This is a genomic window from Hungatella sp. L36 (assembly GCF_014288035.1).
This window is the reverse complement of sequence record NZ_JACOPC010000026.1, coordinates 1-24,811: the sequence shown is the minus strand read 5'-3', so window position 1 is coordinate 24,811 and position 24,811 is coordinate 1. Positions and strand designations below refer to the sequence as shown.

General features: G+C 53.3%; 28 protein-coding genes. 27 read left to right on the top strand and 1 reads right to left on the bottom strand.

Annotated features, from left to right (window positions below; translation table 11 throughout):
- Positions 1 to 8 precede the first annotated feature (8 nt).
- From H8S80_RS32010 to H8S80_RS31920, 19 genes are all read left to right on the top strand, one after another.
- Positions 9 to 980: a DUF3991 and TOPRIM domain-containing protein gene (locus tag H8S80_RS32010; protein WP_055271150.1), complete on the top strand. Its 972-nt coding sequence runs from the start codon at positions 9 to 11 to the stop codon at positions 978 to 980.
- Positions 977 to 1,168: a DpnD/PcfM family protein gene (locus tag H8S80_RS32005; protein WP_055271087.1), complete on the top strand. Its 192-nt coding sequence runs from the start codon at positions 977 to 979 to the stop codon at positions 1,166 to 1,168. Before H8S80_RS32010 ends, H8S80_RS32005 begins: the two co-directional genes overlap by 4 nt.
- Positions 1,169 to 1,307: 139 nt before the next feature.
- Entirely contained in the window at positions 1,308 to 1,418 is a 111-nt protein-coding gene (locus tag H8S80_RS32000) for a DUF3789 domain-containing protein (protein WP_117633559.1), read from the top strand.
- Positions 1,415 to 1,744 carry a plasmid mobilization protein gene (locus H8S80_RS31995; RefSeq protein WP_055271089.1) on the top strand — a complete coding sequence of 110 codons (330 nt, stop codon included), beginning with the start codon at positions 1,415 to 1,417 and terminating at the stop codon, positions 1,742 to 1,744. Before H8S80_RS32000 ends, H8S80_RS31995 begins: the two co-directional genes overlap by 4 nt.
- 2 nt (positions 1,745 to 1,746) lie before the next feature.
- Positions 1,747 to 3,186 (top strand): relaxase/mobilization nuclease domain-containing protein, encoded by a 1,440-nt coding sequence (locus H8S80_RS31990; protein ID WP_055271091.1) that lies wholly within the window; start codon positions 1,747 to 1,749, stop codon positions 3,184 to 3,186.
- Positions 3,187 to 3,192: 6 nt separating this feature from the next.
- Positions 3,193 to 4,005: a DUF3801 domain-containing protein gene (locus tag H8S80_RS31985; RefSeq protein WP_117633560.1), complete on the top strand. Its 813-nt coding sequence runs from the start codon at positions 3,193 to 3,195 to the stop codon at positions 4,003 to 4,005.
- A gap of 6 nt (positions 4,006 to 4,011) precedes the next feature.
- On the top strand, positions 4,012 to 4,935 hold the full coding sequence (locus tag H8S80_RS31980) for a hypothetical protein (protein WP_055271095.1): 924 nt from the start codon (positions 4,012 to 4,014) through the stop codon (positions 4,933 to 4,935).
- Between the two features lie 15 nt (positions 4,936 to 4,950).
- Positions 4,951 to 5,148 carry a hypothetical protein gene (locus tag H8S80_RS31975; RefSeq protein WP_055271097.1) on the top strand — a complete coding sequence of 66 codons (198 nt, stop codon included), beginning with the start codon at positions 4,951 to 4,953 and terminating at the stop codon, positions 5,146 to 5,148.
- Positions 5,135 to 6,958, top strand: a complete 1,824-nt coding sequence (locus H8S80_RS31970; protein ID WP_117633561.1) for a VirD4-like conjugal transfer protein, CD1115 family — start codon at positions 5,135 to 5,137, stop codon at positions 6,956 to 6,958. The genes H8S80_RS31975 and H8S80_RS31970 overlap by 14 nt, the downstream gene beginning before the upstream one ends.
- Entirely contained in the window at positions 6,945 to 7,289 is a 345-nt protein-coding gene (locus H8S80_RS31965; RefSeq protein WP_055271101.1) for a hypothetical protein, read from the top strand. The genes H8S80_RS31970 and H8S80_RS31965 overlap by 14 nt, the downstream gene beginning before the upstream one ends.
- Before the next feature lie 25 nt (positions 7,290 to 7,314).
- Entirely contained in the window at positions 7,315 to 7,533 is a 219-nt protein-coding gene (locus H8S80_RS31960; protein WP_243008042.1) for a hypothetical protein, read from the top strand.
- A 72-nt stretch (positions 7,534 to 7,605) separates the two neighbouring features.
- Positions 7,606 to 8,442 (top strand): VirB6/TrbL-like conjugal transfer protein, CD1112 family, encoded by an 837-nt coding sequence (locus tag H8S80_RS31955; RefSeq protein WP_055271105.1) that lies wholly within the window; start codon positions 7,606 to 7,608, stop codon positions 8,440 to 8,442.
- 15 nt (positions 8,443 to 8,457) lie between these two features.
- Entirely contained in the window at positions 8,458 to 8,673 is a 216-nt protein-coding gene (locus tag H8S80_RS31950; protein ID WP_117633562.1) for a hypothetical protein, read from the top strand.
- A 4-nt stretch (positions 8,674 to 8,677) separates the two neighbouring features.
- A complete protein-coding gene (locus H8S80_RS31945) occupies positions 8,678 to 9,091 on the top strand; it encodes a PrgI family protein (protein ID WP_117633563.1) in 414 nt (137 codons plus the stop codon).
- Positions 9,084 to 11,441 (top strand): VirB4-like conjugal transfer ATPase, CD1110 family, encoded by a 2,358-nt coding sequence (locus tag H8S80_RS31940; RefSeq protein WP_187049091.1) that lies wholly within the window; start codon positions 9,084 to 9,086, stop codon positions 11,439 to 11,441. The genes H8S80_RS31945 and H8S80_RS31940 overlap by 8 nt, the downstream gene beginning before the upstream one ends.
- A complete protein-coding gene (locus tag H8S80_RS31935; RefSeq protein ID WP_055271113.1) occupies positions 11,438 to 11,842 on the top strand; it encodes a DUF6075 family protein in 405 nt (134 codons plus the stop codon). The genes H8S80_RS31940 and H8S80_RS31935 overlap by 4 nt, the downstream gene beginning before the upstream one ends.
- A gap of 26 nt (positions 11,843 to 11,868) precedes the next feature.
- Positions 11,869 to 12,621, top strand: coding sequence for a DUF6674 family protein (locus tag H8S80_RS31930; protein WP_117633565.1), 753 nt, complete (start codon positions 11,869 to 11,871; stop codon positions 12,619 to 12,621).
- Positions 12,622 to 12,638: 17 nt separating this feature from the next.
- Positions 12,639 to 13,427, top strand: a complete 789-nt coding sequence (gene srtB / locus H8S80_RS31925) for a class B sortase (protein WP_117633566.1) — start codon at positions 12,639 to 12,641, stop codon at positions 13,425 to 13,427.
- Positions 13,428 to 13,460: 33 nt separating this feature from the next.
- Positions 13,461 to 15,242: a CHAP domain-containing protein gene (locus H8S80_RS31920; protein ID WP_055271119.1), complete on the top strand. Its 1,782-nt coding sequence runs from the start codon at positions 13,461 to 13,463 to the stop codon at positions 15,240 to 15,242.
- A gap of 50 nt (positions 15,243 to 15,292) precedes the next feature.
- On the opposite strand, the gene H8S80_RS31915 is transcribed toward H8S80_RS31920, so the two are convergent.
- On the bottom strand, positions 15,293 to 16,285 hold the full coding sequence (locus H8S80_RS31915) for an AraC family transcriptional regulator (RefSeq protein WP_055271121.1): 993 nt from the start codon (positions 16,283 to 16,285) through the stop codon (positions 15,293 to 15,295).
- A 203-nt stretch (positions 16,286 to 16,488) separates the two neighbouring features.
- Here H8S80_RS31915 and H8S80_RS31910 point away from each other — a divergent pair, with 203 nt between their 5' ends.
- From H8S80_RS31910 to H8S80_RS34935, 8 genes are all read left to right on the top strand, one after another.
- Complete coding sequence (locus H8S80_RS31910; RefSeq protein WP_055271123.1) at positions 16,489 to 17,073, top strand: MptD family putative ECF transporter S component; 585 nt, start codon at positions 16,489 to 16,491, stop codon at positions 17,071 to 17,073.
- Positions 17,073 to 17,813, top strand: a complete 741-nt coding sequence (locus H8S80_RS31905; RefSeq protein WP_055271125.1) for an energy-coupling factor transporter transmembrane component T — start codon at positions 17,073 to 17,075, stop codon at positions 17,811 to 17,813. Before H8S80_RS31910 ends, H8S80_RS31905 begins: the two co-directional genes overlap by 1 nt.
- Before the next feature lie 12 nt (positions 17,814 to 17,825).
- Complete coding sequence (locus H8S80_RS31900; protein ID WP_117633567.1) at positions 17,826 to 19,298, top strand: ABC transporter ATP-binding protein; 1,473 nt, start codon at positions 17,826 to 17,828, stop codon at positions 19,296 to 19,298.
- Complete coding sequence (locus H8S80_RS31895; protein WP_055271129.1) at positions 19,295 to 21,040, top strand: ABC transporter ATP-binding protein; 1,746 nt, start codon at positions 19,295 to 19,297, stop codon at positions 21,038 to 21,040. Before H8S80_RS31900 ends, H8S80_RS31895 begins: the two co-directional genes overlap by 4 nt.
- Before the next feature lie 14 nt (positions 21,041 to 21,054).
- Positions 21,055 to 22,791 (top strand): ABC transporter ATP-binding protein, encoded by a 1,737-nt coding sequence (locus H8S80_RS31890; RefSeq protein WP_055271131.1) that lies wholly within the window; start codon positions 21,055 to 21,057, stop codon positions 22,789 to 22,791.
- A 20-nt stretch (positions 22,792 to 22,811) separates the two neighbouring features.
- Positions 22,812 to 23,207, top strand: coding sequence for a metal-dependent transcriptional regulator (locus tag H8S80_RS31885; RefSeq protein ID WP_055271133.1), 396 nt, complete (start codon positions 22,812 to 22,814; stop codon positions 23,205 to 23,207).
- Positions 23,208 to 23,209: 2 nt separating this feature from the next.
- Positions 23,210 to 23,617 carry a winged helix-turn-helix domain-containing protein gene (locus H8S80_RS31880; protein WP_055271135.1) on the top strand — a complete coding sequence of 136 codons (408 nt, stop codon included), beginning with the start codon at positions 23,210 to 23,212 and terminating at the stop codon, positions 23,615 to 23,617.
- Positions 23,618 to 24,188: 571 nt separating this feature from the next.
- Positions 24,189 to 24,638 carry an RNA polymerase sigma factor gene (locus tag H8S80_RS34935; protein WP_055271137.1) on the top strand — a complete coding sequence of 150 codons (450 nt, stop codon included), beginning with the start codon at positions 24,189 to 24,191 and terminating at the stop codon, positions 24,636 to 24,638.
- Positions 24,639 to 24,811: the final 173 nt, after the last annotated feature.

The window sequence follows — 24,811 nt, the reverse complement described above, 5'->3', positions numbered from 1 at the left end:
ATTTTTTTATGCCTTTTTACAACCAGGAGGAGATTGAAAAAGCGCGGGAGGTAGACTTATTCACCTACCTGCAAGCCTGCGAGCCGCAGGAGCTTGTCCACGTTTCCGGCAATGTCTACTGCACCAGGGAACATGACAGCCTGCGGATTTCCAACGGCAAATGGTGCTGGTTTTCCCGTGGGATCGGCGGGTACAGCGCGCTGGACTACCTCATCAAAGTCAAGGGCTGCTCTTTTATGGAGGCCATGGAGGCCGTCATCGGCAGGGCGTCCATCCCGCCGCCGTCCCGTGCGCCCGCCCCAAAGGCGGAAAAGCCCAAGCGCCTGCTTTTGCCGCCGCCCGCCCCGGATAACCGGGCCATGCTCCAATATCTTGCGGGCCGGGGCATTGACCAGGAGATTTTGGACTACTGCATTAAGACCGGGCGGATTTATGAGAGCCGGAACAAGGGCCACGGCAACGTGGTATTTGTGGGCTTTGACAAAGCCGGGAAAGCGCGGTTCGGCTGCCTGCGGGGGATTGGCGAAGCCCGGTTCCACGGGGATTTAAGCGGCAGCGACAAGCACTATTCCTTTGCCCTGCCCGCCTGCGTGGAAAACCCGGCTGTCCATCTGTGCGAGTGCGCCATTGATGTCATGTCCTACGCCACCCTGTGCAAGCTGGACGGGATGGACTGGCGGCGGCACAACCTGTTATCCCTGGCCGGGATTTACCAGCCGAAGAAAAAGATCGAGGAAAGCAAGCTGCCCGCCGCCCTCACCCGGTTTTTGGAGGATCACCCCCATGTAAAAACCCTCTATCTCCATCTGGACAACGACGGCCCCGGCAGGCTGGCGGCCAAGGCCATCCTGGCGGCTATTCCCGAAGGGTACGAGGTGAAAAACCGCCCGCCGCCCCAGGGGAAAGACGTCAATGATTTTCTCTGCCACCGGCTGAGGATTCCCATCCGCAGCGCAAAAGGAAAGGAGCTGGAACGATGAAAGAGTACGACATTACCATCCGCGAGACGCTGGAAATGACGGTCACGGTGGAGGCGGAAAGCCGCGAGGAGGCCCGCCGGACAGTGGCCGATAACTGGAAAAACGGCGAATATATCCTGGACGCGGAGAGCTTCAAGGACGTGGAGTTTTATCCCAGGGGCCGAAGCCGCGACCGGGATGGACGATGAATTGTTTTTTCGGACATCTGCGATTCCCCTGCGGGGAATGGAACGTGTATGTACCAGCAAGCATCGTGTTTGGTCGCCCAAACACCGCTTGTTAGGGGGAGCGCCCCCTAATACCCCTTTGAAAGAATGGAGGTTTTCTATGGAAGGATTGTTTTTTGCCATTGGATTTCTGCTGGGCGGCGTGTGCGGCGTACTGGTCATGTGCCTGCTTCAAATCAACCGCCGCTACCATGAGGAGGACAAGGAATGAGGAAAAGAAACTGCCGCGTACAGGTGCGGCTCGATAACAAGGAATACCAGGGCTTTATGAAAGCGGTACGCAAAAGTGGGCTTTCCCAAGAGGTTTACCTGCGCCATCTCATTAACGGCGTCGTCCCCCAGGACGCGCCGCCGCCCGATTATTACCACTTCATGCGGGAGCTGCACGGCGTGGGCAACAACCTAAACCAGATCGCCCAGAAAGCCCATGTGCTGGGCGTCATTGATGAGCGCCGCTACGATGAGGAAGTAAAAAAGTTTGACCGGCTCGTCCGCGACATCACCAAAGCCGTGATCCTGCCCAGGCCAATGGAGTAACCATGGCCACGACATCTATCTGGCGGGTAAAGGGCTGGCTGGGGAAAGTGCTCATCTATGTGGAGAACCCGGATAAAACAGAAAACCCCGCCGCCTTTGAAAAGCAGGGCATGGACGGCCAGGAGGCCCAGGGCCTTTCGGACGTGATCGAGTACGCTGCCCGGCAGGAGAAAACGGGCCGGATTGCGCCCGATGAAGAAGGCGCGCCGGTCATGCAGCGGTTTGTCTCCGGGGTGAATTGCAGCCCCTCTACTGCCCGCGACGAGATGATGGCGGTGAAAAAGCGGTTTGGAAAGGAGGACGGGACTGTGGCCTACCACGGCTATCAGAGCTTTGCCCCCGGCGAGGCTACGCCGGAGCTGGCCCATGAGATCGGCCTTGCCCTGGCGAAAAAACTGTGGGGTGAAAAATACCAGGTGCTGGTGGCCACCCATCTGGACAAAGCCCATCACCTGCACAACCACTTTGTTGTCAACACCGTATCTTTCGTTGACGGGATCAAGTATTACCGCAGCGAAAAGGACTACTTTGCCATGCAGCGGGAATCCGACCGGTTGTGCCGGGAATACGGCCTGTCCGTCATTGAAAACCCCCAGCGCGGAAAATCCAAGCACTACGGGGAATGGCGGGCCGAGCAGGAAGGCCGCCCCACCTACCTTTCCCTTATCAAAGCCGATGTGGACGCTGCCATCCGCCAGTCGATGACGGAACGGCAATTTTTTTATCATCTGCGGCAGATGGGCTACGACATCAAGGTGGGCAAGGACATTACGGTGCGCCCCTACGACCGGCCCCACGGCAGGAAACTTGCGCGCAACTTTGGCGAGGGCTATTCCCTGGAGAACATCCGCAGGCGGATTCTGGCCCAGAGCCGCCCCCAGCGGGAACAAACGCCGGAGCCGAAACGGTGCAGGCTCCACGGGGACTTGAAACAGGCCAAAAAGGCGACGGGGTTCCGCGCTCTCTACTTCCACTACTGCTACCTGCTGGGGGTGTTCCCCAAAAAGCAGAACCGCCAGACGGGCCATGTGCCCCACGCGCTGCGGGAGGATTTGATCCGGGCAGAGGAACTTACCGACGAGGCGCGGCTGCTTTCCCGCCACCGTATTGACACCCTGGAGCAGCTCAATGCCTATCAAGCTGATATGGAATCTCGGCTTTCCAGCATAACGGAACAGCGGAAAAGCCTGTACCGGAAACAGCGCACCAGGGCGGTGCTGGGCGACCCCGCCAGGCAGGAGCAGATCCGGACGGAGATTGCCGTCCTTACGGCACAGGTCAAGGAGCTGCGCCGGGAGGTAAAGCTGTGCGGGGATATTGCCCTGCGCTCTGCTTCCATCAAGGATAAGATACGGGCCGCCCGCGAAGAACAGCAAGCCGGGAAAACGGAAAAAGGCCGTCTGGAGCCGGAACGGGCGGGCCGCTCAACCGAAAGGAGATGATTTTTGATGTATAACTCAGGCGACGCGGCGGAGCAAGTGGTACGCATGAGCCTGGAGGGCGCGGAAGTCGCCCTCAAGATCACCGGCGCAGCCGCGAAAAATCTGGCCGCCGCCCTTTACACGGTACTGAAAGACCAGAAAAAGACCAAGGGCAAAGCCCGCATTGAAACCATGCTGCGGGAAAAGCGCCCTTTGAAGGTCTATACCATTAAAAAAGAGGACTGCCCGGAGTTTGCCAGGCAGGCCAAGGGGTACGGGATTCTCTATGCACCTATCCCGGTACGGAAGGAGGATGACACCATCGACATCCTGGTATTCCAAGACGACGCCGCACGGGCCAACCGGATCGTGGAGAAGTTCAAGCTCACGGTGGTGGATACGGCTTCGATTAAGGAAGATATTGAGAAATCCCGCGAGGAGCGCGGAAGCGAACCGGCAGCCCCGGAGAAGGCCGCGCCGGAAAAGAGCGAGGAGGATCTGCTCATCGACGAGTTGATGGAAAAGCCAACCCAGAAAGAAAAAGCCCAGCCGGAGAACCCGGCAGCGGAAAAGAACGCCCCTTTTGCCCCAGCGGCGGAAAAATCCCATCCGTCCGCGCCTACCTTAGAGAACAGCAGCAACTCCGCAAGGGGTACTTCTGATGGGCCGGAAAAGCCGTCCGTGCGGCAGGAGCTTCGGGACATCCAGGCCCAGCGGAAGAAAGAGGCGGAGGCCCCTCATCACGAAGAACCAGCTGCGCCCCGGAAAAAGGCGGCCCAGAAAACTACGCGGCACCAGCCGCCCAAGCCCAGAAAGAAGCCAAAATCGAAAGAGAGGTAATCGGTCATGAATAACTTTGACGATCTGTTTGAACAGCAGCCCCAAAATGAGACGGTTCCCCGCAAACCGGAGCCGCAGGCAGAAAAGCCGAAAAAGCAATGGTGGCAGGTGAAAGAAGAAAAGCAGCGGAAAGAAGCCTACGCTGCCCTGGACGGGGTATTCGGGGCGTTTTCCGAGGGGCGCGGCGATATGAAGGCATATTTGGATACGCAAAGCCGTTTCCCCTTCCACTCGGCCCGCAACGCCATCCTTATCGGGCAGCAATACCCTGCCGCCCAGCGTGTGGGTGGCCGTAAGGAATGGGAATCCCAGGGGATTGAGGTTCTGGAGGATGAAAAACGACTGCCCATCATTATTTTAGAGCCGGGCAAGGCGTACCGGCGCGAGGACGGCAGCGTGGGCCAGAACTTTTACGCCAAGGAAGTCTTTGATATTGCCCAGACCACGGCGCGGGATGAAGCCCAGCCCCAGGTGAGCTACGACGACCGCCTGCTCTTAAAAGGGCTGATCGCCAGTTCCCCGGTGCCTATCCGGGCAGTGGACGAACTGCCCCAGGGGCGCGGGGCCGTGTATGACCCGGAGCAAAACGCCATCCTGGTAAAAAAGGGCATGGACGCGCCGGACATTTTCCGCTGCGTCTCCCTGGAGGCGGCCAATGTGCAGCTTGCCAAAAACCATGAGGGCTATTCCCGCGAGGCGGAGGGCTACAAAGCCTACGCCGTCAGCTATATGCTCTGCCAGCGGTACGGCGTAGACGTAAAGGGATACGACATCTCCAGGCTGGACGGCGTACTCCAGGGGCAAGACCCCAGGGAGGAGGTTCCGGCAGCCCTCACCGATATGCGCGACACCTTCAAGGAGATGAACGGGCGCATGGCAAGGGCCATGGGCCTTACCCGCGCCAGCAGGCAGAAGGAACAGGAACGGTAAAGGAGGTTTTGAAAAATGGAACGACAGGACAAGGTTGTCCTCACCTTGGACAGCTACGAGCACGGGATTATGATCCGGGCCCTCAACGAACTGCGGAACGATCTGCTGGAGGAACAGCGCGACCCCGGCCCGGTGGAAGATGTGCTCTTAAAAACCATTGACGCCCCAGCCCAAAAAGACAGGAAAGCGAAGCGCCGGAATGAAGCCCGATAACAAGACGGGCGGCCCCTGGCTCTATGCCCTGGGGCTGATCCCGGTAATCTGGTTTGCCCTGCTGATTGCGCCGTCCCTTTCCGGGGGCCTTTCGGAGATCGTAAACGCCCTGCCTGCGGCAATGAACCATCCATTCCAAATCGTGTGGTGCGAGGACAGTGTAAAAGCTGTCCTCATTTTTATTGCCGCCTATGGACTGGGCATAGGCATTTACCTTTCTTCCCGGCGCAATTACCGCAGGGGCGAGGAACACGGCTCCGCCAAATGGGGCGATCCGCGGGCCGTGAATAAGAAATACCGGGATAAAGACCCGTTCCAAAACCGCATTTTTACCCAGCACGTCCGCATGGGCCTGGACGGGAAAAAGCACCGCAGGACGCTCAATTCCCTGGTATGCGGCGGCAGCGGAGCAGGAAAAAGCCGGTTCTATGCAAAGCCCAACCTGCTCCAGGCGTCCCATGTCTCTTACTTTGTGCTGGACTGTAAAGGGGAACTGCTGCGCGACTGCGGCGGCCTGCTGGAACGGATGGGCTACGAGATCAAGGTGGTAGACCTTCTGAACATGGAGAAAAGCCATTGTTACAATCCCTTCGCCTATCTGAAGAACGACAACGACGTGCAGAAGATGGTCACAAACCTGTTCAAATCCACCACCCCAAAAGGGAGCCAGTCAAACGACCCCTTCTGGGACACGGCGGCCAGTATGCTCCTCATGGCGCTGGTTTTCTATCTCCATTATGAAGCGCCGGAGGACGAAAAAAACTTTGCGATGATAATGGAAATGCTCCGGGCCGGTGAGGTGCGGGAGGATGACGACAGCTACCAATCGCTGCTTGACGAACTGTTTGAGCGCCTGGAAATGCGCTCACCCGACCACATCGCGGTGAAGTATTACAAGGATTACCGTTCCGGCAGCGCCAAGACCTTAAAATCTATCCAGATCACCCTTGCCGCACGGCTGGAGAAGTTTAACCTGTCCAGCGTGGCCGCGCTTACCGCCACGGACGAACTGGATTTGGCGTCCCTCGGCGAAAAGAAGGTGGCGCTGTTCGCGCTGATCCCCGACAATGACAGCAGCTTTAACTTTTTAGTCAGCCTGCTTTACGCCAGCACCTTCCAGGAGTTATTTTACAGCGCCGACCGGGTGCATGGCGGCAGCCTGCCCGTGCCGGTGCATTTCCTCATGGACGAGTTTGCCAACGTCAGCTTGCCGGACGATTTCGACAAGCTGCTGGCCACCATGCGGAGCCGGAACATCTCGGTGTCCATCATCATCCAGAACATCGCCCAGCTCAAGGCGTTGTACGAAAAACAATGGGAATCCATCATGGGCAACTGCGACGAGTTTTTGTACCTGGGCGGCAACGAAACCAGCACCCACAAGCTGATCTCCGAGAACTACCTGGGCAAAAGCACCCTCTGGCTGGACACCTACGGCAAGAGCACCGGCCATTCCGGCAGCTACTCCACCAACAACCAGATCACGGGCCGGGAGCTTTTGACCCCGGATGAGGTGCGTATGCTGGACAACAACCTGGCGCTGCTCTTTATCCGTGGGGAGCCGCCGCTGATGGACGAGAAGTACGACCTGCTAAAGCACCCGAATGTGAAGTACACCACCGATGGCGGCGCACCGGCCTATACCCATGGCGGCACCGAAAACGCCGTGGCGGACATGGCCATTGGCAGCCTTACCCCCGGCGACCTTGCCAATATCCAGGAGCCGGAAACCCTTTGTGAACTTCTGTCCGATGAGGACATGGAGAAAATCTTTCAATTCAAGGAGGAAAAGCAAAATGAAACTGTTTAACAAGAAGAACAAGGAAACCCGCAGCCTGCCCATGGGCAAAAAGAGCAAAAGTGCCTTTGCCGTTTACACGGCCCTGGTACTCATGCTGTGCTGCTGCACCACCACGGCCTTTGCCGCCAGCGACCCGCTCACGGTTATCAACAACCTCAGCGATTTCATCTTCGGCCTGATCCGGGCCATTGGTATGATCCTGCTGGGCTTTGGCGTGGTGCAGATCGGCTTGTCTCTCAAATCCCACGACCCCAGCCAGCGGGCCAACGGCTTCCTCACTTTAGCTGGCGGCGTCGTGATTACGTTTGCAAAGGAAATCCTCACGCTCATTACGGGCTGATTTTCCAGCGGAAAGGAGTATGGCTATGAATCTGAAATGCGAGTGCTATATCCACTCTTTGAAGCAGGGGGAAAAGAACGTGCTGGGCGAGGCAACCATCCTCAAACGCCTGGGGGACAACGACTACCTGGCCGAGTATAACGGCGTAAAATGCCACGCGATTTTTAACCCCTTTGTCGGACGGTATTTTGTGGATGATGTTTACGGCATTGTCCGCCAGCCGCAGGAGCGCGGCGGACGATAAGCGAAAATATGGCAGTGCGGGGGCGGGCCGCTGCGGCCCGTCCCTTACCGCTGCCGGAAAGGAGGTAGCGGAATGTCCGATAACTGGGTTGTTCAGAACCTGCAAAACGCTTTAGACACCTGGAACAAGTACCTGTCCGAGATCTGGCAGCTCATCACCCAAAGCCCGGAACAGTTCAAGGGCGGCACGATTTGGAGCGTCATTGTCAACATCCACGACGCGGTAAGGGCGATTGGCCTTGCGCTTCTGGTGCTGTTCTTCGTCATCGGGATTGTGAAAACCTGCGGCAGCTTCGCAGAGGTCAAAAAGCCGGAGCACGCGCTGAAACTGTTTATCCGGTTTGCCATTGCCAAAGGCGTCGTGACCTATGGGCTGGAGCTGATGATGGCCCTCTTTAATATTGTCCAGGGCCTTGTTTCTACCATTATGAACGCGGCGGGCTTTGGAACCGCGCAGCAGACGGTTCTTCCCCAGGAGATCATCACGGCGGTGGAAAGCTGCGGCTTTTTCGAGAGTATCCCCCTCTGGGCGGTCACGCTCATCGGCGGGCTGTTTATCACGATATTGTCTTTCATTATGATAATGACTGTCTACGGGCGGTTTTTCCGCCTGTACCTTTACACGGCCATCGCACCGGTGCCCCTGTCCACCTTCGCCGGGGAACCGACCCAAAACGTGGGTAAGAGCTTTATCAAGAGCTATGCCGCCGTGTGTCTGGAAGGGGCCATCATCGTGCTGGCCTGTATCATCTTTTCCCTGTTCGCGGCGGCCCCGCCTGCTATCGACCCCAACGCGGCGGCTGTCACACAGGTGTGGAGCTATATCGGGGAGCTGGTCTTTAATATGCTTGTCCTCGTGGGCGCGGTGAAAATGGCCGACCGCGTGGTGCGCGAGATGATGGGCCTGTAATAAGGAGGAAAACAAATGCGTTATCAAACCTATGTGCTGCACTTGATTGACGGAACCGCCATCCCAATGGTGGAGGATTACGACCTGCCCGCAGAAAAAGGGATTGTGGGCCACTTCTCCAAAGCGGCTCCAGACGAGATTTTTACCGTGGGCGACCGGCTGCTGGGCTTTGCCTATATCCCCAAGAGCAGCATTGTTTACCTGGAAACCGGCGAAGTGATTGTGAGGTGATATTTTGGAAGTCAAGATCAACCGGGAAATCCGTAACTACACCGAATCCATGTTTTTCGGGCTGAGTATGCGGCAGTTCATTTTTTCTGTTCTCGCCTGCGGCGTGGCCGTGGGCCTTTATTTTATCCTGCGCCCCTACTTCGGGGTGGAAACCCTGTCCTGGATGTGCATTCTGGGGGCGGCCCCCTTTGCCATGCTGGGCTTTGTCACCTACCACGGCATGACGGCGGAGCAATTCATCTGGGCATGGCTGCGCTCGGAAATGCTGGAGCCGAAGGAACTCAAATTCGAGGACAGCAACTACTACTACGCGGCGCTGAAAGATACCATCGAAGGGCTGCAAACCGGGCGGCCCGCCAACCAGCAGCCCAAAGAGCCGAAACATTTTCACAAACGGAAGGAGGCCAAGCATGATTAAGACCATCAAAACCATGTCCAAGCAGGAAAAGGAGCGATACACCGTCCCCCGGAAAGTGCAGGACGTGATCCCCGTCCGCCGTATCTGGCCGGACGGCATTTTTTTGACCGGCAACCGCTTCTCCAAAACCTACCGCTTTTCGGACATCAACTACCTGGTAGCCAGCCGGGAGGACAAGGAATCCATGTTCCTCACCTACTCGGAGCTGCTCAATTCCCTGGACTCCGGCGCGGTGACGAAAATCACCATCAACAACCGCCGCTTGAACAAGGCCAACTTTGAAACGTCCATCCTCATGCCCATACAGGGGGATTTCCGGGACGAGTACCGTGGGGAGTATAACCAAATGCTGCTGGATAAGGCCACCGGGGCCAACGGCATTATGCAGGAAAAATATATCACCATCTCCGTGGTGAAGAAGGACGTTGAGGAGGCCCGCTCCTACTTTGCCCGCGTGGGGGCCGACCTCATTTCCTACTTTGCGGCCCTGGGTTCCAAGTGTGTGGAGCTGGACGCCACCGAGCGCCTGCGTATCCTGCACGACTTCTACCGCCAGGGCGAGGAATCCGAGTTTGTGTTCAATGCCCGCGAAATGATGAAACGGGGCCACAGCTTTAAGGACTATATCTGCCCGGATGGGATCGAGAAAAACAGCGACTATCTGAAGCTGGGCGATAAGTTCTGCCGGGTGCTGTTCCTCAAAGACTACGCCTCTTATATTAAGGATAACATGGTAACGGAGCTTACCGACATGGCCCGCAACCTGATGTTCTCCATCGACATTGTGCCGGTGCCCACGGATGAAGCCGTGCGGGAGGTAGAAAACCGCCTGCTGGGCGTGGAGACCAACATCACCAACTGGCAGCGCCGCCAGAACGCCAACAACAACTTCTCTGCTGTAGTGCCCTATGATATGGAATTGCAGCGCAAGGAAAGCAAGGAGTTTTTGGACGACCTCACCACCCGCGACCAGCGGATGATGTTCGCGGTGATGACCCTGGCCATCACCGCCGATACCAAGGAGCAGCTTGACAGCGATACCGAAGCCGTACTCTCCGTGGCTCGAAAGCATATGTGCCAGCTTGCGGTGCTCAAGTTCCAGCAGCTCGACGGCCTGAATACCGCCCTGCCCATCGGTGCGCGGAAAATCAACGCCTTTCGTACCCTCACCACCGAGAGTTTGGCGGTATTCATCCCCTTTAAGGTACAGGAGATCCAGGACAAGGGCGGCATTTACTTTGGAGAGAACGCCATTTCCCACAACCTCATCATGTGCAACAAGGCGAACCTTTTGAACCAGTCGGCCTTTCTGCTGGGCGTACCTGGCGCAGGCAAATCCTTCAGTGCAAAGGAATTGATTGCGTTCCTCATGCTCCACCCGGATTATGCCGACGATGACATCCTGATCTGCGACCCGGAGGGAGAATTTGGCGCGCTGGTCAAAACCCTGGGCCGGGAGAGAGCAACGGTGGCCCATCTGGTGGCGGGCGGAAAAGACCGCTTAAACGCCATGTATATGGTGGAGGGCTACGGGGAAAACAACCCGATTGTAGAAAAAAGCCAGTTTGTCATGTCCCTCATCGAGCAGATCGACAAGCGCGGCGTGGGGCCGCAGCACAAATCCATCATCGACCGCTGCACCGCCCTGGTGTACCCGGAGGCGGAGAAAGCCGGGCGGGCCGCCACCCTCTGCGACCTGCGCCAGAAGCTGCTGGAGCAGCCGGAGGACAAGGCGAAAGAGATCGCCCTTTCCCTTGAGCTTTATACCACCGGCTCTTTGGACATCTTTGGCCGGGAAAGCACCGTGGATTTGAGCAAGCCCTATGTGGTGTTTGACATCCATGGCCTGGGCGAGCAGCTAAAGCCTGCCGGTTCCCTGGTCATCACCGATACGATCCTGAACCGCGTCACCCTCAACTGGAAACGGGGCAAGCGCACCCATGTGTTCATCGACGAGTTTCATGTGATGTTTGAAAATGAGCAAAGCGGCATTTTCTTTAATTCCGCATGGAGGCAATTCAGAAAGCGCGGCGCTTATCCGACGGCGATCACCCAGAACGTGGAGTACCTTTTGGATTCCGTCCAGGCCAGCACCATGCTCTCCAACTCGGAGTTTATTGTCATGCTGAATCAGGCGGCGTCCGACCGGGCAAAGCTGGCGAAGCTCCTCAATATCTCCAATGAACAGATGAGCTACGTCACCAACGCAGACGCGGGCTGTGGCCTCATCCGGTATGGCAGCGCCCTGGTGCCTTTCATCAACCGGTTCCCCCGTGATACAAAGCTCTATGCTTTGATGACCACCAAGCCCGGTGAAGGTGTATTCGGCGGCGAGGAGGTGCCGGCATGAGCAATATCCGCTTTGCGTCCCCGGAGCACCGGGATTTCTTTTTAGATATGATGAGCGAGGCTCGGAGGAACGACTGTTACCACCGGGCCTTTTTCTATGTGATGGGGATTGCCCCGGAAACGCGGGCAAACATCCGCCGGATGTTTGATTTCAAGCAGGATTGCATTGAACCGGATGGTATGCACGGCGGCTGGCAGACCAGCGGCACCGTCCGGGTGTGCCGCCTTGCTTTTAATCTCTGGAACGGCTATACCGACCCGGAGCACAGCAACGCCTATTCCCCGGAGGATTTGTTCTGCTGCGAGTTCGCCCCCTACTTTATGGAAGGAGTGAAAATCCGTTACCCGGAATACTGCCGGGAGCTGCCCCCTGCGAAAAAGCAGGTGGAACCGGCGCGATGATACTTTTGAGAATGGAGGAATGAACAATGGCTGAACCAGCTCTTGCGCTGCGGGACTATCCGCAGATCATAGACCTGATTTCCGTTTTGGAGCAGAACGGGCTTCAAAAGCAAAAGGAAGAAGTGCAGGCCCTGGTGGGCTATATCGACGGTATGGAAGAAAAGCTGTCACAGATGATGGACGAAATGAAGGAAATGCGCATGGAGGTGGGCAAGCTCCACGACAAGGGAATCCGCGCCCGGTGCTCTCAGCTTGTAGACACTGTGGAGGGTAAAGTCCGCCAGACCAAAGTAATGGTTTCCACGGCAAAAGAAAACCTCATTTCATCTGCAAAGCAGATGGTGCAGACTTTCCGGGAGAAAGGGCGCTCCGCCCTGTGCCATGCTGCCCAGGCCCTGCGTATCCCCTCGGTTCTTTCCCGGATGGGACGTGGCTTTGCCCATGCGGAAAAAAGCATGGGGCAGCTTGCCGTGAGGCTGGACGTCATGCGGGAAGAATTGCACCAGGCGGGCGGCCACATCAAAAACGCCGGGCTTGCCCTTGCGGAAAAGGAACCCCAGGAAAGCAAGGAATTATCTGCGGATAAGGGTGTGCTTGCCAAGCTGCGGGGATTTGTGCTGTCCTGTGGCAAGGCGTTTTCTGAAATGGAGCGCGACACGGCGCTCACAGTGGAGCGAATCAATGGCGGGCGCTCATCGGTGAAAACCGAGCTGCAGGGGCTGAAAGCGGCCCAGGCCGGGCAGCGCCGCCAAGCGGCCAGCAAGGAACAGACACGATAAGTACAGGAGGGTGAAATATGAGTGACAAAGTTAAAAGCAGACTGATGATTGCAGGGGCGGCCCTTTGCGCCGCCCTGTTCCTTTTCTCCGGGGCTATGCTGGCCCGTGAATACCTTGACCAGAAACAGAGCGCCGAAGCCTTTGCAGAAGTGGCGGATTTGGTTAAGGAAGATGTAGAGCCGCCCACGCTGGAACTTGCCGATGACTCGGCCCCAGAGCCGGAAGAACTTACGGCTTTTGAGAAATATGCGGATGTGTACGCCCAGAACAGCGACCTGGTGGGCTGGATTACCGTTCCCGGCACCCGGATCGATTACCCCGTTATGCAGACCAAGGACAACCCCAATTTCTATCTGAAGCACGCCTTTGATCAGTCGTACAGCAGCTACGGGGTGCCCTATATGCAGGAAAACTGCGACATCGGTATTTCCGACAACCTGGTGCTGTACGGCCATCACATGAACAACGGCAGTATGTTCTCCGACCTGTGCAAGTATGAAAGCGAGGATTTTTACCGGGAACACAAGACCATCCGCTTTGATACTCTGGACAGCTTTGGCGAATATGAAGTAATCGCCGCCTTTAAGACGGTGGCCTACTCGGAGGAAGGCTTCAAGTATTACCACTTTGTCAATGCGGAGAGCGCCGGGGCTTTTGACGGGTATATTGCCGAGTGCAAGGCGCTGGCGCTTTACGATACGGGCGTAAGCGCGGAATATGGCGACCAGCTTATCACCCTTTCCACCTGCGAGTATTCCCGGACAAACGGGCGGATGGTGGTTGTGGCAAAGCTGCTGGAGGAATAAGGGCGCGCCCGCCCTGGAAAGGAGGTGAAGCCCATGGGCAAGGGCATTAAAACAAGGGTGGCCGAAAAAGGAATTAAGGCCATTGACAAAGCGGCGGTTGCCTCGGAACGGATGAAAGAGGCGTATATCCGCACCAGGGATAAGGCCGACCACAGCCTGTATGCGGCGGAAAGCTCCCCCGGCGAGTATGCGTCCGACCGCCTTTCTTCCGGGGTGGATAACGTCGCCCATGAAGCAATCCACCAGTTCGACAAGCAGGGCCGCAAAGGGATAAAGACCACAAAGGAGAACATCTCCAAGGTCAAGGAGAATATCCAGAAGCGGAAAGCCGCAGCCGCACAGCCGAAAAAACAAGCTGAGAAGCAGGCGGCGAGGAAAACCCGGCAGGCGGCGGACAGGATCTCCGAGCCGGTAAGGACGCTCCGTCAGGAGCGCGGGGCCGTCAAGACCCTGGATCGGGGAAAGAAAAGCATTAAAACCGTGGACAGGGGCCGCAAGACCATCAAGCAGGCGTCCTCTACCGCCAAAGGGACGGTAAAAACCGCCAGCAAATCCATCAAGACGGCGGAAAAAACCGCCAAGGCCAGTATCAAGACCACACAGCAGGCGGCCAAAGCCGCCCAGCGGACAGCGCAGGCCACGGCCAGAGCCGCCAGGGCCGCCGCCCACGCGGCCCGCGCTGCGGCCAGGGCGGCGGTTGTAGCTGCAAAGGTTGCGGCCAAGGCTACCATCGCGGCGGTGAAAGCCATTATTGCAGCCACCAAGGCGCTGATTGCCGCCATCGCCGCCGGGGGCTGGATCGCCGTGCTGGTCATTGTCATTATCTGCCTCATCGGGCTTTTGATCGGCTCCTGCTTCGGCATTTTCTTTTCCGGCGAGGACAGCGGTTCTGGCTATACCATGCAGAACGTGGTGCAGGAGATCAACGATGATTACCAGCAGCAGATCGACACCACAAAGGCCAATCTGTCCCATGACGTGCTGGAGATGTCCGGCTCCCGCGCCGTCTGGCCGGAGGTGCTTGCCGTCTATGCCGTCAAGACGACCACCGACCCGGATAACCCCCAGGAGGTGGCCACCATTGACGACAGCAAGAAGGCCATCCTCACGGATATTTTCTGGGAGATGAACCAAATATCTTCCCGCACGGAAACCAGGACGGAAACGGTCATCACCGAAACCGACGACGGCCACGGCAATATCGTGGAGACGGAATCCACCGTCACCCAAACTTATCTGTATATCACCGTCAGCCACAAGACCGCCGAGGAAATGGCAGAGCAGTACGGGTTTGACAAAGAACAGAAAGAGCAGCTTGCCGAACTTTTGGCCGAGGAAAACCGCAGCCTGTGGAGCGCCGTCCTCTACGGCATTTACACCGAGGACGGGGCCATCGTCTCCGTGGCGCTCTCCCAGGTGGGGAACGTGGGCGGCGAGCCGTACTGGAGCTGGTATGGTTTTTCCGGGCGCGTCGAGTGGTGTGCGTGTTTCGTTTCCTGGTGTGCCAACGAGTGCGGCTATATTGACACCGGCGTGATCCCCCAATATGCCGGGTGCGTCAATGGCGTACAGTGGTTCAAGGACAGGGGCCAATGGATGGACGGCTCCGCCGAACCGGCCCCCGGCATGATTATCTTCTTTGACTGGGATGATGAGAACGGGCAGGACGGGCTTTCCGACCATACCGGGATTGTGGAGAAGGTGGAGAATGGGCGTGTTTACACCATTGAAGGCAACTCCGGCGATTCCGTCCGCCAGAACAGCTACCCTGTGGGGCATTATGAGGTGCTGGGCTATGGCTGCCCAGATTTTTAACAACCTAAAAAAGAAGAAGCCCAGCCGCGCAGGCGGCTGGGTACATAGGTTTACAACTCATTTAATTTATTAGACCGACGGTATTCCAGAGGAGAAAGGTCAAACTGTTTTTTGAATACGGCGGCAAATTTGCTTTGGTTCACATAGCCTACTTGCTCCGCTACTTCTGACACCGATAATCTCGTGGTGATGAGTAACTCCGCAGCTTTTTTCATTCGGACTTCCCGTAGATAGATGGAAATATTTTGACCAAAAACGCCACGAAAATAGTTTTTCAAGCTGGTTTCGCTGACAGAAAACTGAGCTGCCAATTCCCATGCAGGATGATGTTGCCGCAAATCGGAAGTGATAATTTTTTCAACACGTTTTGCTATATCTACCTGTGTTTCAGTAAAAAATGTGCAGGCTTGCGATGGGGGGATATTGTTAAGATTTTGTAGTAATGAAAATAGAGCCAGAACATAGATCTTCATTTGCGAAATCGAAAACGGAGGCGCAATATCAAAAAGTTCCCAGAGTTTAGTCAATATTTCTTCAACTTCAGGAGTAACTGCTGAGATATAAGTATTATCGTTTGGGCAAAAAAGTTCAATGATTTTAGGAAAGTCTATGCCAAACTCTTTTAGTATCCATGTACTCTCTGTTGCCAATGTATTAGTATCAACGAAAAGCTCCATTCCCTCATAGATACGGCGGGGATAGACGTATTGCTTTTGGGCAAAAGACTCCGTGAGAGAAATATCCCCATCTTTCACATATACAAAGTTTCCGTTATTCAAGATAATCTCACAACGACCAGTCATGCAATAGTTTAGAAGCAAAGGCCCTTTTTTAATGAAACTACCTTCATCCAAATTTGGAGCTGCCCATGTCGGAGAATTTATAAAAATATACGCAATAGTAAGTCCGGGGAAAAGTTGAAAAAACGTCATAGACCCTTTTCCTTCCTTGGTTTTCATAAGTAGTTCTGCGCTGAACTCGCTGCGTTTTATTGAAACGCCGGGAAATTCAATACATTTTCTAATAATATCATCAATCTTCATTTTTAACTCCTGTCGATTTGTCTGGCTCATTGCCCTTGATTTTAATTTATATTATAGAATTGCAAGCGAAGTCAGTCAACAAGAAAACTCGTTGCTGTTTGGAGCTAAAATGTTGATTGGTTATAGATAGACTTAGCTAACTGGTGTATTATACAAAGAGGTTAGGCAATGCTAACCCCAAAAACAATATGGAGGTACTCATTATGAGCAACAAGTTACAAGCAAAAGACCTGATTAACCTCGGCCTGTTCACCGTTCTCTACTTCGTGATCGGCTGCTGTGTCGCCATTCCTATTGGGTTTGTACCCATCTTTTTACCGATCCTCGGTGCCTTGTGGTCTTTGATTACAGGTATCCCTTTCATGCTGTTCCTGACAAGAGTGAAAAAATTCGGCATGGTTACGATTATGGGGATTTTAAGCGGTTTGCTGATGGGCTTGACCGGCATGGGCTTCTGGGGTGTGCCAATGGGATTGATCTTTGGTTTACTGGGCGATTTGATCCTGAAATCTGGCGGTTATAAAAGTGCTAAAAAAAGCCTGATTGGCTATGCGGTATTTAGCCTTTGGATGGTTGGTACATACATCCCCATGTATTTCATGGTAGAGGACTCCTGGGCCAGTTTCGCAGCCAGCTTCGGTGAGGAATACGCTGATCGAGTAATGGCTGTCATGCCCATGTGGAGCATTATTCTGGTGATTGCCGGGATTTTTGCATTTGCGATTTTGGGTGGTCTGTTAGGTAAGGCTCTTCTGAAAAAGCATTTTGCTAAAGCGGGAATCGTGTAATGGACGGGGTATCATTCTCTGCGACAACCGAAAAAAGAAAAGGGATATTGTTTGACCCTCGCACAAAGCTCGTCCTATTGTTGACGATTACGACATTGATGTTCAGCACCAGCAACGAAGGAATTATGAATATTGTCAAGCCCTGTTTAAGCCTTGTGCCTTTTGTGTTGATTTTGTCGGAACATCGTTTCAAAACAGCAGGAAAATATTTGCTGCTCTATGTAGCCTGCTTTGCATTGGAGCGGATTGCCCTTGTGTATTTAAGTGGCCTGCTTTCCTTTATCGTGCTTGCGATTACATCTATCATGACACGATTTGCACCTGGCATCATGACCGGCGCATGGCTGATCTCATCAACTTCCGTCAGCGAATTTATCAGTGCGATGGAGCGTATGCACATCACAGAAAAAATTGTCATCCCCATGTCTGTGATTTTTCGTTTTTTCCCAACAATTAGCGAAGAATATCAGGCAATTCGGGACGCAATGAAAATGCGGAACATCCGTTTCGGCGGAAAAAATCCCTTTCTGATGGTAGAATACAGGCTTGTTCCTCTGATGGTATCCGTTGTGAAGATTGGCGACGAACTTTCTGCCGCTGCGTTGACACGGGGGCTGGGTGCCCCCGTCAAGCGCACAAATGTATGTCAGATCGGTTTCCATGTTCAAGATGTGGTTGCCATCTTGTTTTGTATCCTCTGTTTTATTTTATTTTTATTGCAGCGGCAAATTACTTTTTGAGGAGGTGAGCCTGTGATACGGATTGACCATGTGACCTTCTCTTATGGGGAAGAAAGCGAGAGCACCGGTGGTGTTCAAGATATAAACCTGAACATAGAGGATGGACAATTTATTGTACTTTGCGGCGAAAGCGGCTGTGGGAAAACGACAATTACCCGTCTGATTAACGGCCTGATCCCTCACTACTATGAGGGCAAAATGAGCGGAAATGTTTGGGTGAATGAGGCAAAGGTTTCGGAGCAGCCACTTTATGATACTGCGAAAACAGTAGGCAGCGTATTTCAAAATCCACGCTCTCAATTTTTTAATGTGGACACGACCAGTGAAATTACATTCGGATGTGAAAATCTCGGCCAGCCAGAGCGAAGTATTCGAGAACGATTAGAAAAAACCGTCCGGGATTTTCATTTGGAGAAACTGATGGGGCGCAATATTTTTCACCTCTCCGGGGGAGAAAAACAGAAAATCGCCTGTGCTGGGGTGTCGATTATGGAGCCTGATGTACTTGTTATGGACGAACCATCGTCTAACCTCGATGCTTCTTCTATTCTCGATTTGAGATCTATACTTGCATTTTGGAAGTCGCAGGGAAAAACAATTATCGTGTCAGAACATCGGCTTTACTACCTGCGGGGCCTTGCGGATCGCTTTATTTATATTACTGCTGGACAAGTGGAAAGGGATTACTCTGCGGCAGAGTTTGAGCAACTTACAGAGCAGCAAAGAGCCGATATGGGCCTTCGCACCTTTATTCTTGAAGATTTGCTGCCGCCCGAAATATCACCGCAAATTGGAGAACAAATGGAGCTTCGCAATTTCTGTTTTGCTTATAAAAACGAGCCGGAAACGCTTCACATTCATGAAAGCAAAATTCCAGCGAACCGTATTGTAGGAATTATTGGAAATAATGGAGCTGGAAAATCGACTTTCTCCCGGTGCTTTTGCGGTCTGGAAAAGCGGTGCGGCGAGGTTATATGGAATGGAAAAGCCTACCGTCCCAAAGACAGGTTGAATACCTGCTATATGGTAATGCAGGAAGTCAATCATCAGCTTTTTACGGAAACGGTGTTAGATGAGGTTTTAATCAGCATGGAGGACGAAAGTAAGGAGCAGGCAGAAAAAATCCTTGCCGAGTTAGATTTAACAGATTTCAAAGACAGACACCCCATGTCTCTCTCCGGCGGCCAAAAACAGCGGGTAGCGATTGCTTCAGCAATCGCTTCTAAACGCTCTATCTTATTTTTCGATGAACCGACCAGCGGCCTTGATTATAAGCACATGAAAGAGGTCGCAAATGTCCTGCAACAAGTCAGGGACACGGGTATTACCGTGTATGTCATTACTCACGACCTTGAGTTGATATTAGACTGTTGTACGGATATTGTCCATTTTGAGGATGGTTCTATCATCGACCAATTTCCAATGGATGCGGATGGACTTGAAAAAATTAGAAACTATTTCATAAAGGGGGTATCTGTAAAGTGAAAGAAGAAAAGAAGGAGTCACCCATAGGCACCTTATGGGGATGGGGCAAGCCATATCACGGGAAATTCATCGGCAGCATTATCCTTGCGGTATTAGGCGTGGCCTGCCAGATGGTGCCCTATTTCTGTGTGGCGCATATTGTTACGCTTATGCTGTCTGGAGAGCGAGATTTCTTTCGCTATATAGTAGCTTGCGTAATTGCGCTTTGCGGTTATTTGGGAAAAGTCATATTTTCTAACCTGTCTACCACCATTTCCCACACAGCAACCTATTACACATTGCGCGATCTACGGGAGAATATCACAGCAAAATTGGCCCGTGTCCCTATGGGGACGATTTTGGATACTCCATCCGGTCAATATAAAACGACGATTGTTGACCGGGTAGAGGGAATGGAGCCGACCTTTGCGCACCTGATCCCGGAAATGACCGCAAATGTACTGGTGCCGCTTGTGATTGTAGTGTATCTGTTCTTTTTGGACTGGCGCATGGCGCTCCTGTCCCTTGTTACGCTGGTGGTGGGCCTTGCTGTCATGTCCGCCGGCATGAAGAATTATCCTGCCAAATGGGAGGGCGCGGTCAAAGCTGGAAAGCAGATGGCAAACGCCATTGTAGAATATATTGGCGGTATTGAGGTAGTCAAAGCGTTTAGCCAATCTGCCGGTTCCTACAAAAAGTATTCTGACGCAGTAAACTATAACGCCAATTACTATGTGGACTGGATGAGGGAAAACCAGAAAACCATGAGCGCCTACAATGCTATTTTGCCCTCGGTGCTGATCTGTGTGCTGCCCTGCGGTTTCGCGTTCTGGATTTCCGGCAGTCTGGAGCTTTCTGTTTTTTTATCCATTGTGATTTTCTCACTGGGATTGATTGGGCCGATTATTGCGGCTTTTACCTTTACGGATGATTTGGCTGTGTTGGGAACTAATGTGGAAGAAATCAGCCAGCTTCTGAACGCCGAAGAACTGCACCATAAGGATATGCCTGTCAAGTTGGCAGATACCAACATTTCTCTGAATCATGTGTCGTTTTCCTATGACGGAGTGACAGAGGTTTTACATGATGTGAGCCTCGCTATCCGGCCCGGAAGCATGACTGCCTTTGTGGGGCCATCCGGCTCCGGTAAATCTACTGTGGCAAAATTGATTGCCGGATATTGGGATGTTACATCCGGCAGCATTACTCTCGGCGGCTATGAACTGAAAGACATTTCACTCACTGAAATTGCAGACCAGATTTCCTATGTATCCCAAGACAACTACCTGTTTAACCGCAGTATCCGGGAGAATATCCGCATGGGAAGGCCCGGTGCCACGGACGCGGAGGTGGAACAGGCTGCCAAACAAAGCAGCTGCGACGCCTTTATCCGCAAGCTGGATAATGGCTATGATACGGTTGTCGGCAGTGCCGGTTCCCATCTTTCCGGCGGCGAACGCCAGCGGATCGCCATCGCCCGTGCCATGCTGAAAAATGCGCCGGTTGTCATTTTAGACGAGGCAACAGCCTACATCGACCCTGAAAACGAGGCGCTGGTACAGAAAGCCATTTCCGCTTTGACTGTTGGCAAGACCCTGATTGTGATTGCACATCGGCTGTCTACCATTGTTGGCGCGGACAACATCGTTGTGGTGAAGGATGGAACCATCCACGCACAGGGTACGCATGAGAATCTGCTGGAAACCTGCCCTCTCTACCGGGATATGTGGCAGGCGCATATCGGCGCAAAAGACCAGATGTAAGGGGGTGTTGTCAGATGTATGGAACATTGAAAAAAATCTTTGCTTTTGCAGGCAGCAAAAAGGGGCTGCTGAAAAAATCCCTGTTATTTTCATTCCTGTCCGGGCTGTTTTCAGCTATGCAGTTTGCCGCCCTTTTTGTGGTGATCGGCGCGCTGGTATCTGACAACCGGGACGGAAAGTTTATCTGGATTTCGCTGGGAATTATGACCGTTTCCCTCATTGGGCGTATCATTACGACCTATTTCTCCACGATGGAGCAGACGGAAACCGGCTATTGCATGGTGGCGGAAAAGCGTATCCACATCGGAGATCGGCTGCGCTACATCCCGATGGGCTACTTCAACAAGAATAGTATTGGGAACATTACCGCCATTGTCACAACAACTTTGGGCGATGTAGAGAACTCGGCGGCCCGTGTCCTGGTGTCGGTGCTGGGTGGATTTTTCAACTCGGTTGCCCTTGTCATCGTCCTGCTGATATTCGACTGGCGGATCGGTCTTGTGGCCGCTGCCGGTGTCCTGATTTACCTTGCGGCGGCGGAACTGGCGCTTCGCAAATCTGTCGCACTCAGCGGGGTACGCCAGCACACACAGGAGTCCCTTGTGGAGTCCGTGTTGGAGTATATTCAGGGCATGGGGATTGTCAAAGCATTTGGGCTGGAACGGGACAGCACACAGTCTATCGGCAGTGCAATTAAGGCAAGCTGCCGGGACAATTTGAAACTGACAAAGGCCAGTGTTCCCTATGACGCTATCAAACAGGCCGTTGTTCGGGTGTTCAGCGTCATGCTGCTTTTGGCCTCAGTCTGGTTCTGGCTGGACGGCTCCCTGCCGCTGGCCTACGGCCTGATTTTGGTGATTGCTTCTTTCATGGTGTTCAACGATTTGGAGAACGCCGGGAATATGGCCTCTCTGCTGCAAATGCTGGCAGCCTCGATGGATACGGCAAACTCCATTGATGACACGCCGGTGATGGACGAAAAAGGCGCTGACATTACGCCGAAGTCCAGCGAGATTGTGTTTGACAAGGTGGATTTTTCCTACGCAGACCGCAAGATATTGGATCAGGTCAGCTTCACCATTCCCGAAAAAACAACTACGGCCATTGTCGGTCCTTCCGGGGCAGGTAAGACAACGATGTGCAACCTGATTGCCCGTTTTTGGGATGTGAACGCCGGGAAGATTACCATTGGCGGTACGGATATACGGGATTTCAAGCTGGACAGCCTGATGAAGAATATCTCGATGGTGTTCCAGAGCGTGTACCTCTTTGCAGATACGATTGAGAACAATATCAAGTTTGGCTGTCCGGACGCCTCCCATGAACAAGTGGTTGAGGCAGCGAAGAAGGCTTGCTGCCATGACTTTATTTCTGCTCTGCCGGAGGGCTATGACACCGTGATTGGCGAGGGCGGCGGCACTTTGTCCGGCGGCGAGAAGCAGCGGATTTCTATCGCCCGCGCCATGCTGAAAAATGCACCAATTATCATTTTAGACGAGGCGACAAGCAGCGTTGACCCCGAGAATGAGGATGAATTGCAGCGGGCTATCGAAGCATTGACCCACGACAAGACCATTATTATGATTGCGCATCGCTTGAAAACCGTTCGGAATGCTGACCAAATCCTTGTGTTAGACAACGCTCATATTGTCCAGCGCGGTACTCATGCAGAACTGATTCAGCAAAAGGGCCTGTATGCCGATTTTGTATCGGCCAGACAGGAGGCCATAGGCTGGAAACTTGCGCAGTAATTTGGAAAGGAGGTGCGCCATTGGCCTTGACATCATCTATGGAGGATTATCTTGAAGCTGTACTTATCCTTCATCAAAAGCATGGTAGTGTTCGTGGCGTTGATATAGCTGTGTATTTGGGTGTTACAAAGCCTTCTGTAAGCCGGGCAGTTAAGGAATTATCAAAAATGGGCTACCTTCTAAAAGAGGCTGATGGTACGCTTTCCTTAACACATAATGGTCAAAAGGCCGCAAAACAGATTTACGAAAAGCACCAGTTTTTCACCAGGCAGCTCATCGAGGCTGGTGTACCCCAGGATATTGCAGCACAGGACGCTTGCAAACTGGAACACGTCATCAGTGAAACGAGCTATAAGAAATTGAGAGAAGCCGCCTGGCCAAGCAGCCGGGAGGTGATACCATCGGACGAGTCGTGATTATGGAGCTGGAGGATAAAGACAAAAGGACATTTGAGGATTTTCTTACCTTTTTACAGTTCCACCCGGATTTGAAAATGTGGGAGATTGACCCGGAGCCGATCCTGTCCCTTCCCGGTCTGCAAATCTACCCAGACCGCCGAAAAATCTATCACGGCCAGCAGGAAATTGAGCTGAATACCAAGGAGTTCGCCCTGCTCTGCCTATTAGTGACCAATAAAGGGCGGGTACTTACCTACGGACAGATGTATGAAAAAGTCTGGAAGGAAGAACCCTTTGGCAATGAAAATATCGCGGTGGGCAGCCATGTCCGCAGTATGCGGCAGAAATTATATGCCGTATATCCCAAACCGCCGTTTGTGATTTCCTGTATTCGGGATGTAGGGTATCGCTTTGAGATTAATTCTTAAGTATAAGGCAGTAGTCTAACGATTTAGGCTGCTGCTTTTTCCTGTCTGTTTTCACGCCGGCTCGCCAAAACCTTGCAAACGTCGATTTTTTATGAGATTTTCCCGCCGCATATTGTCTGAACTTGCGACCGAATTGTGTTCCATTTGCGTTTCTTGCTCATTTTATTTGCATTTCACCTATTATACTACCCCTATTAACATTTTAGTTTGGGGAAAGGTGGTGATCTCTGTCAGCTTGTCCCCATAAGGGGATAGCATGGAGCCAAAAAGAAAGGAACCTGGCGGTTGCCTGCCATCTGACGAACAAAAAATATTTTCCGTACATACCGCATTCCTCAAGGGGATTGCGGTATTTTTTTGTTCGACAGGCTTTTTCTTTTTCCCTGGGCCTTACCCATCATCCGGCAAAAGACAACAGCCAAGCGCGTGCGCCATAAGGTGTGCGCGCTTTTTCTATGTCGGGAAATGCAGATTTCTGTTATTTCCCGTTAGGACAAGCCAGCCCCATTGCAGGGGGCCGCCGTCCGTCTGGATTTCTTCCCGAAATTCAGACGAAACGGAGGTACACAGCGTGGACGCTGGTAAAAAGAAAATATGGGTTCGCGGCCAATTTGTCGAGGTTACGGACGAAGTATATACCGCTTATATGCGGGGCGACCGGAAAATGCGCTACTTTGAGGCGGATCTGAAAAGCGAGCGCCCGGTTTACGGCAGCAACGGCGAAATCAAACAGGTTCTCCCCAGCCGGGAGGATTCCCTGGACAGGCTCATGGAAGAAAACGCCCGCCAGTTTGCCGCTGCTGCGGAGAGCGTGGAGGATGTAGTGATCCGAAAACTTGCGGTGGACAAGCTACATACCGCGCTTATGCAGCTTACCAAAGAAGAACGGGATTTTATCTCCGCCCTGTTCTTTGACGAGAAAACAGAGAGCGACGTGGCAAAGTGCCTGGGTGTTTCCCAACAGGCCGTCCACAAGCGGAAAAACAGGATACTCAAAAAGCTGAAAAACTTTTTTGAGTAAATAGGGTTGTTAGACCTCTCACTCAACGGCAAATAGAGTGAGAGGTCTTTTTTACTTTCTAGGAAACTTCGCAAATCGGCCAAGATAGTGTATAATGGACTTGAAATAAAAAATCACATAACAAAAGAGCGAATGTAGTGATTCGCCACGACGTTGATTATGTAGTTTTTTGT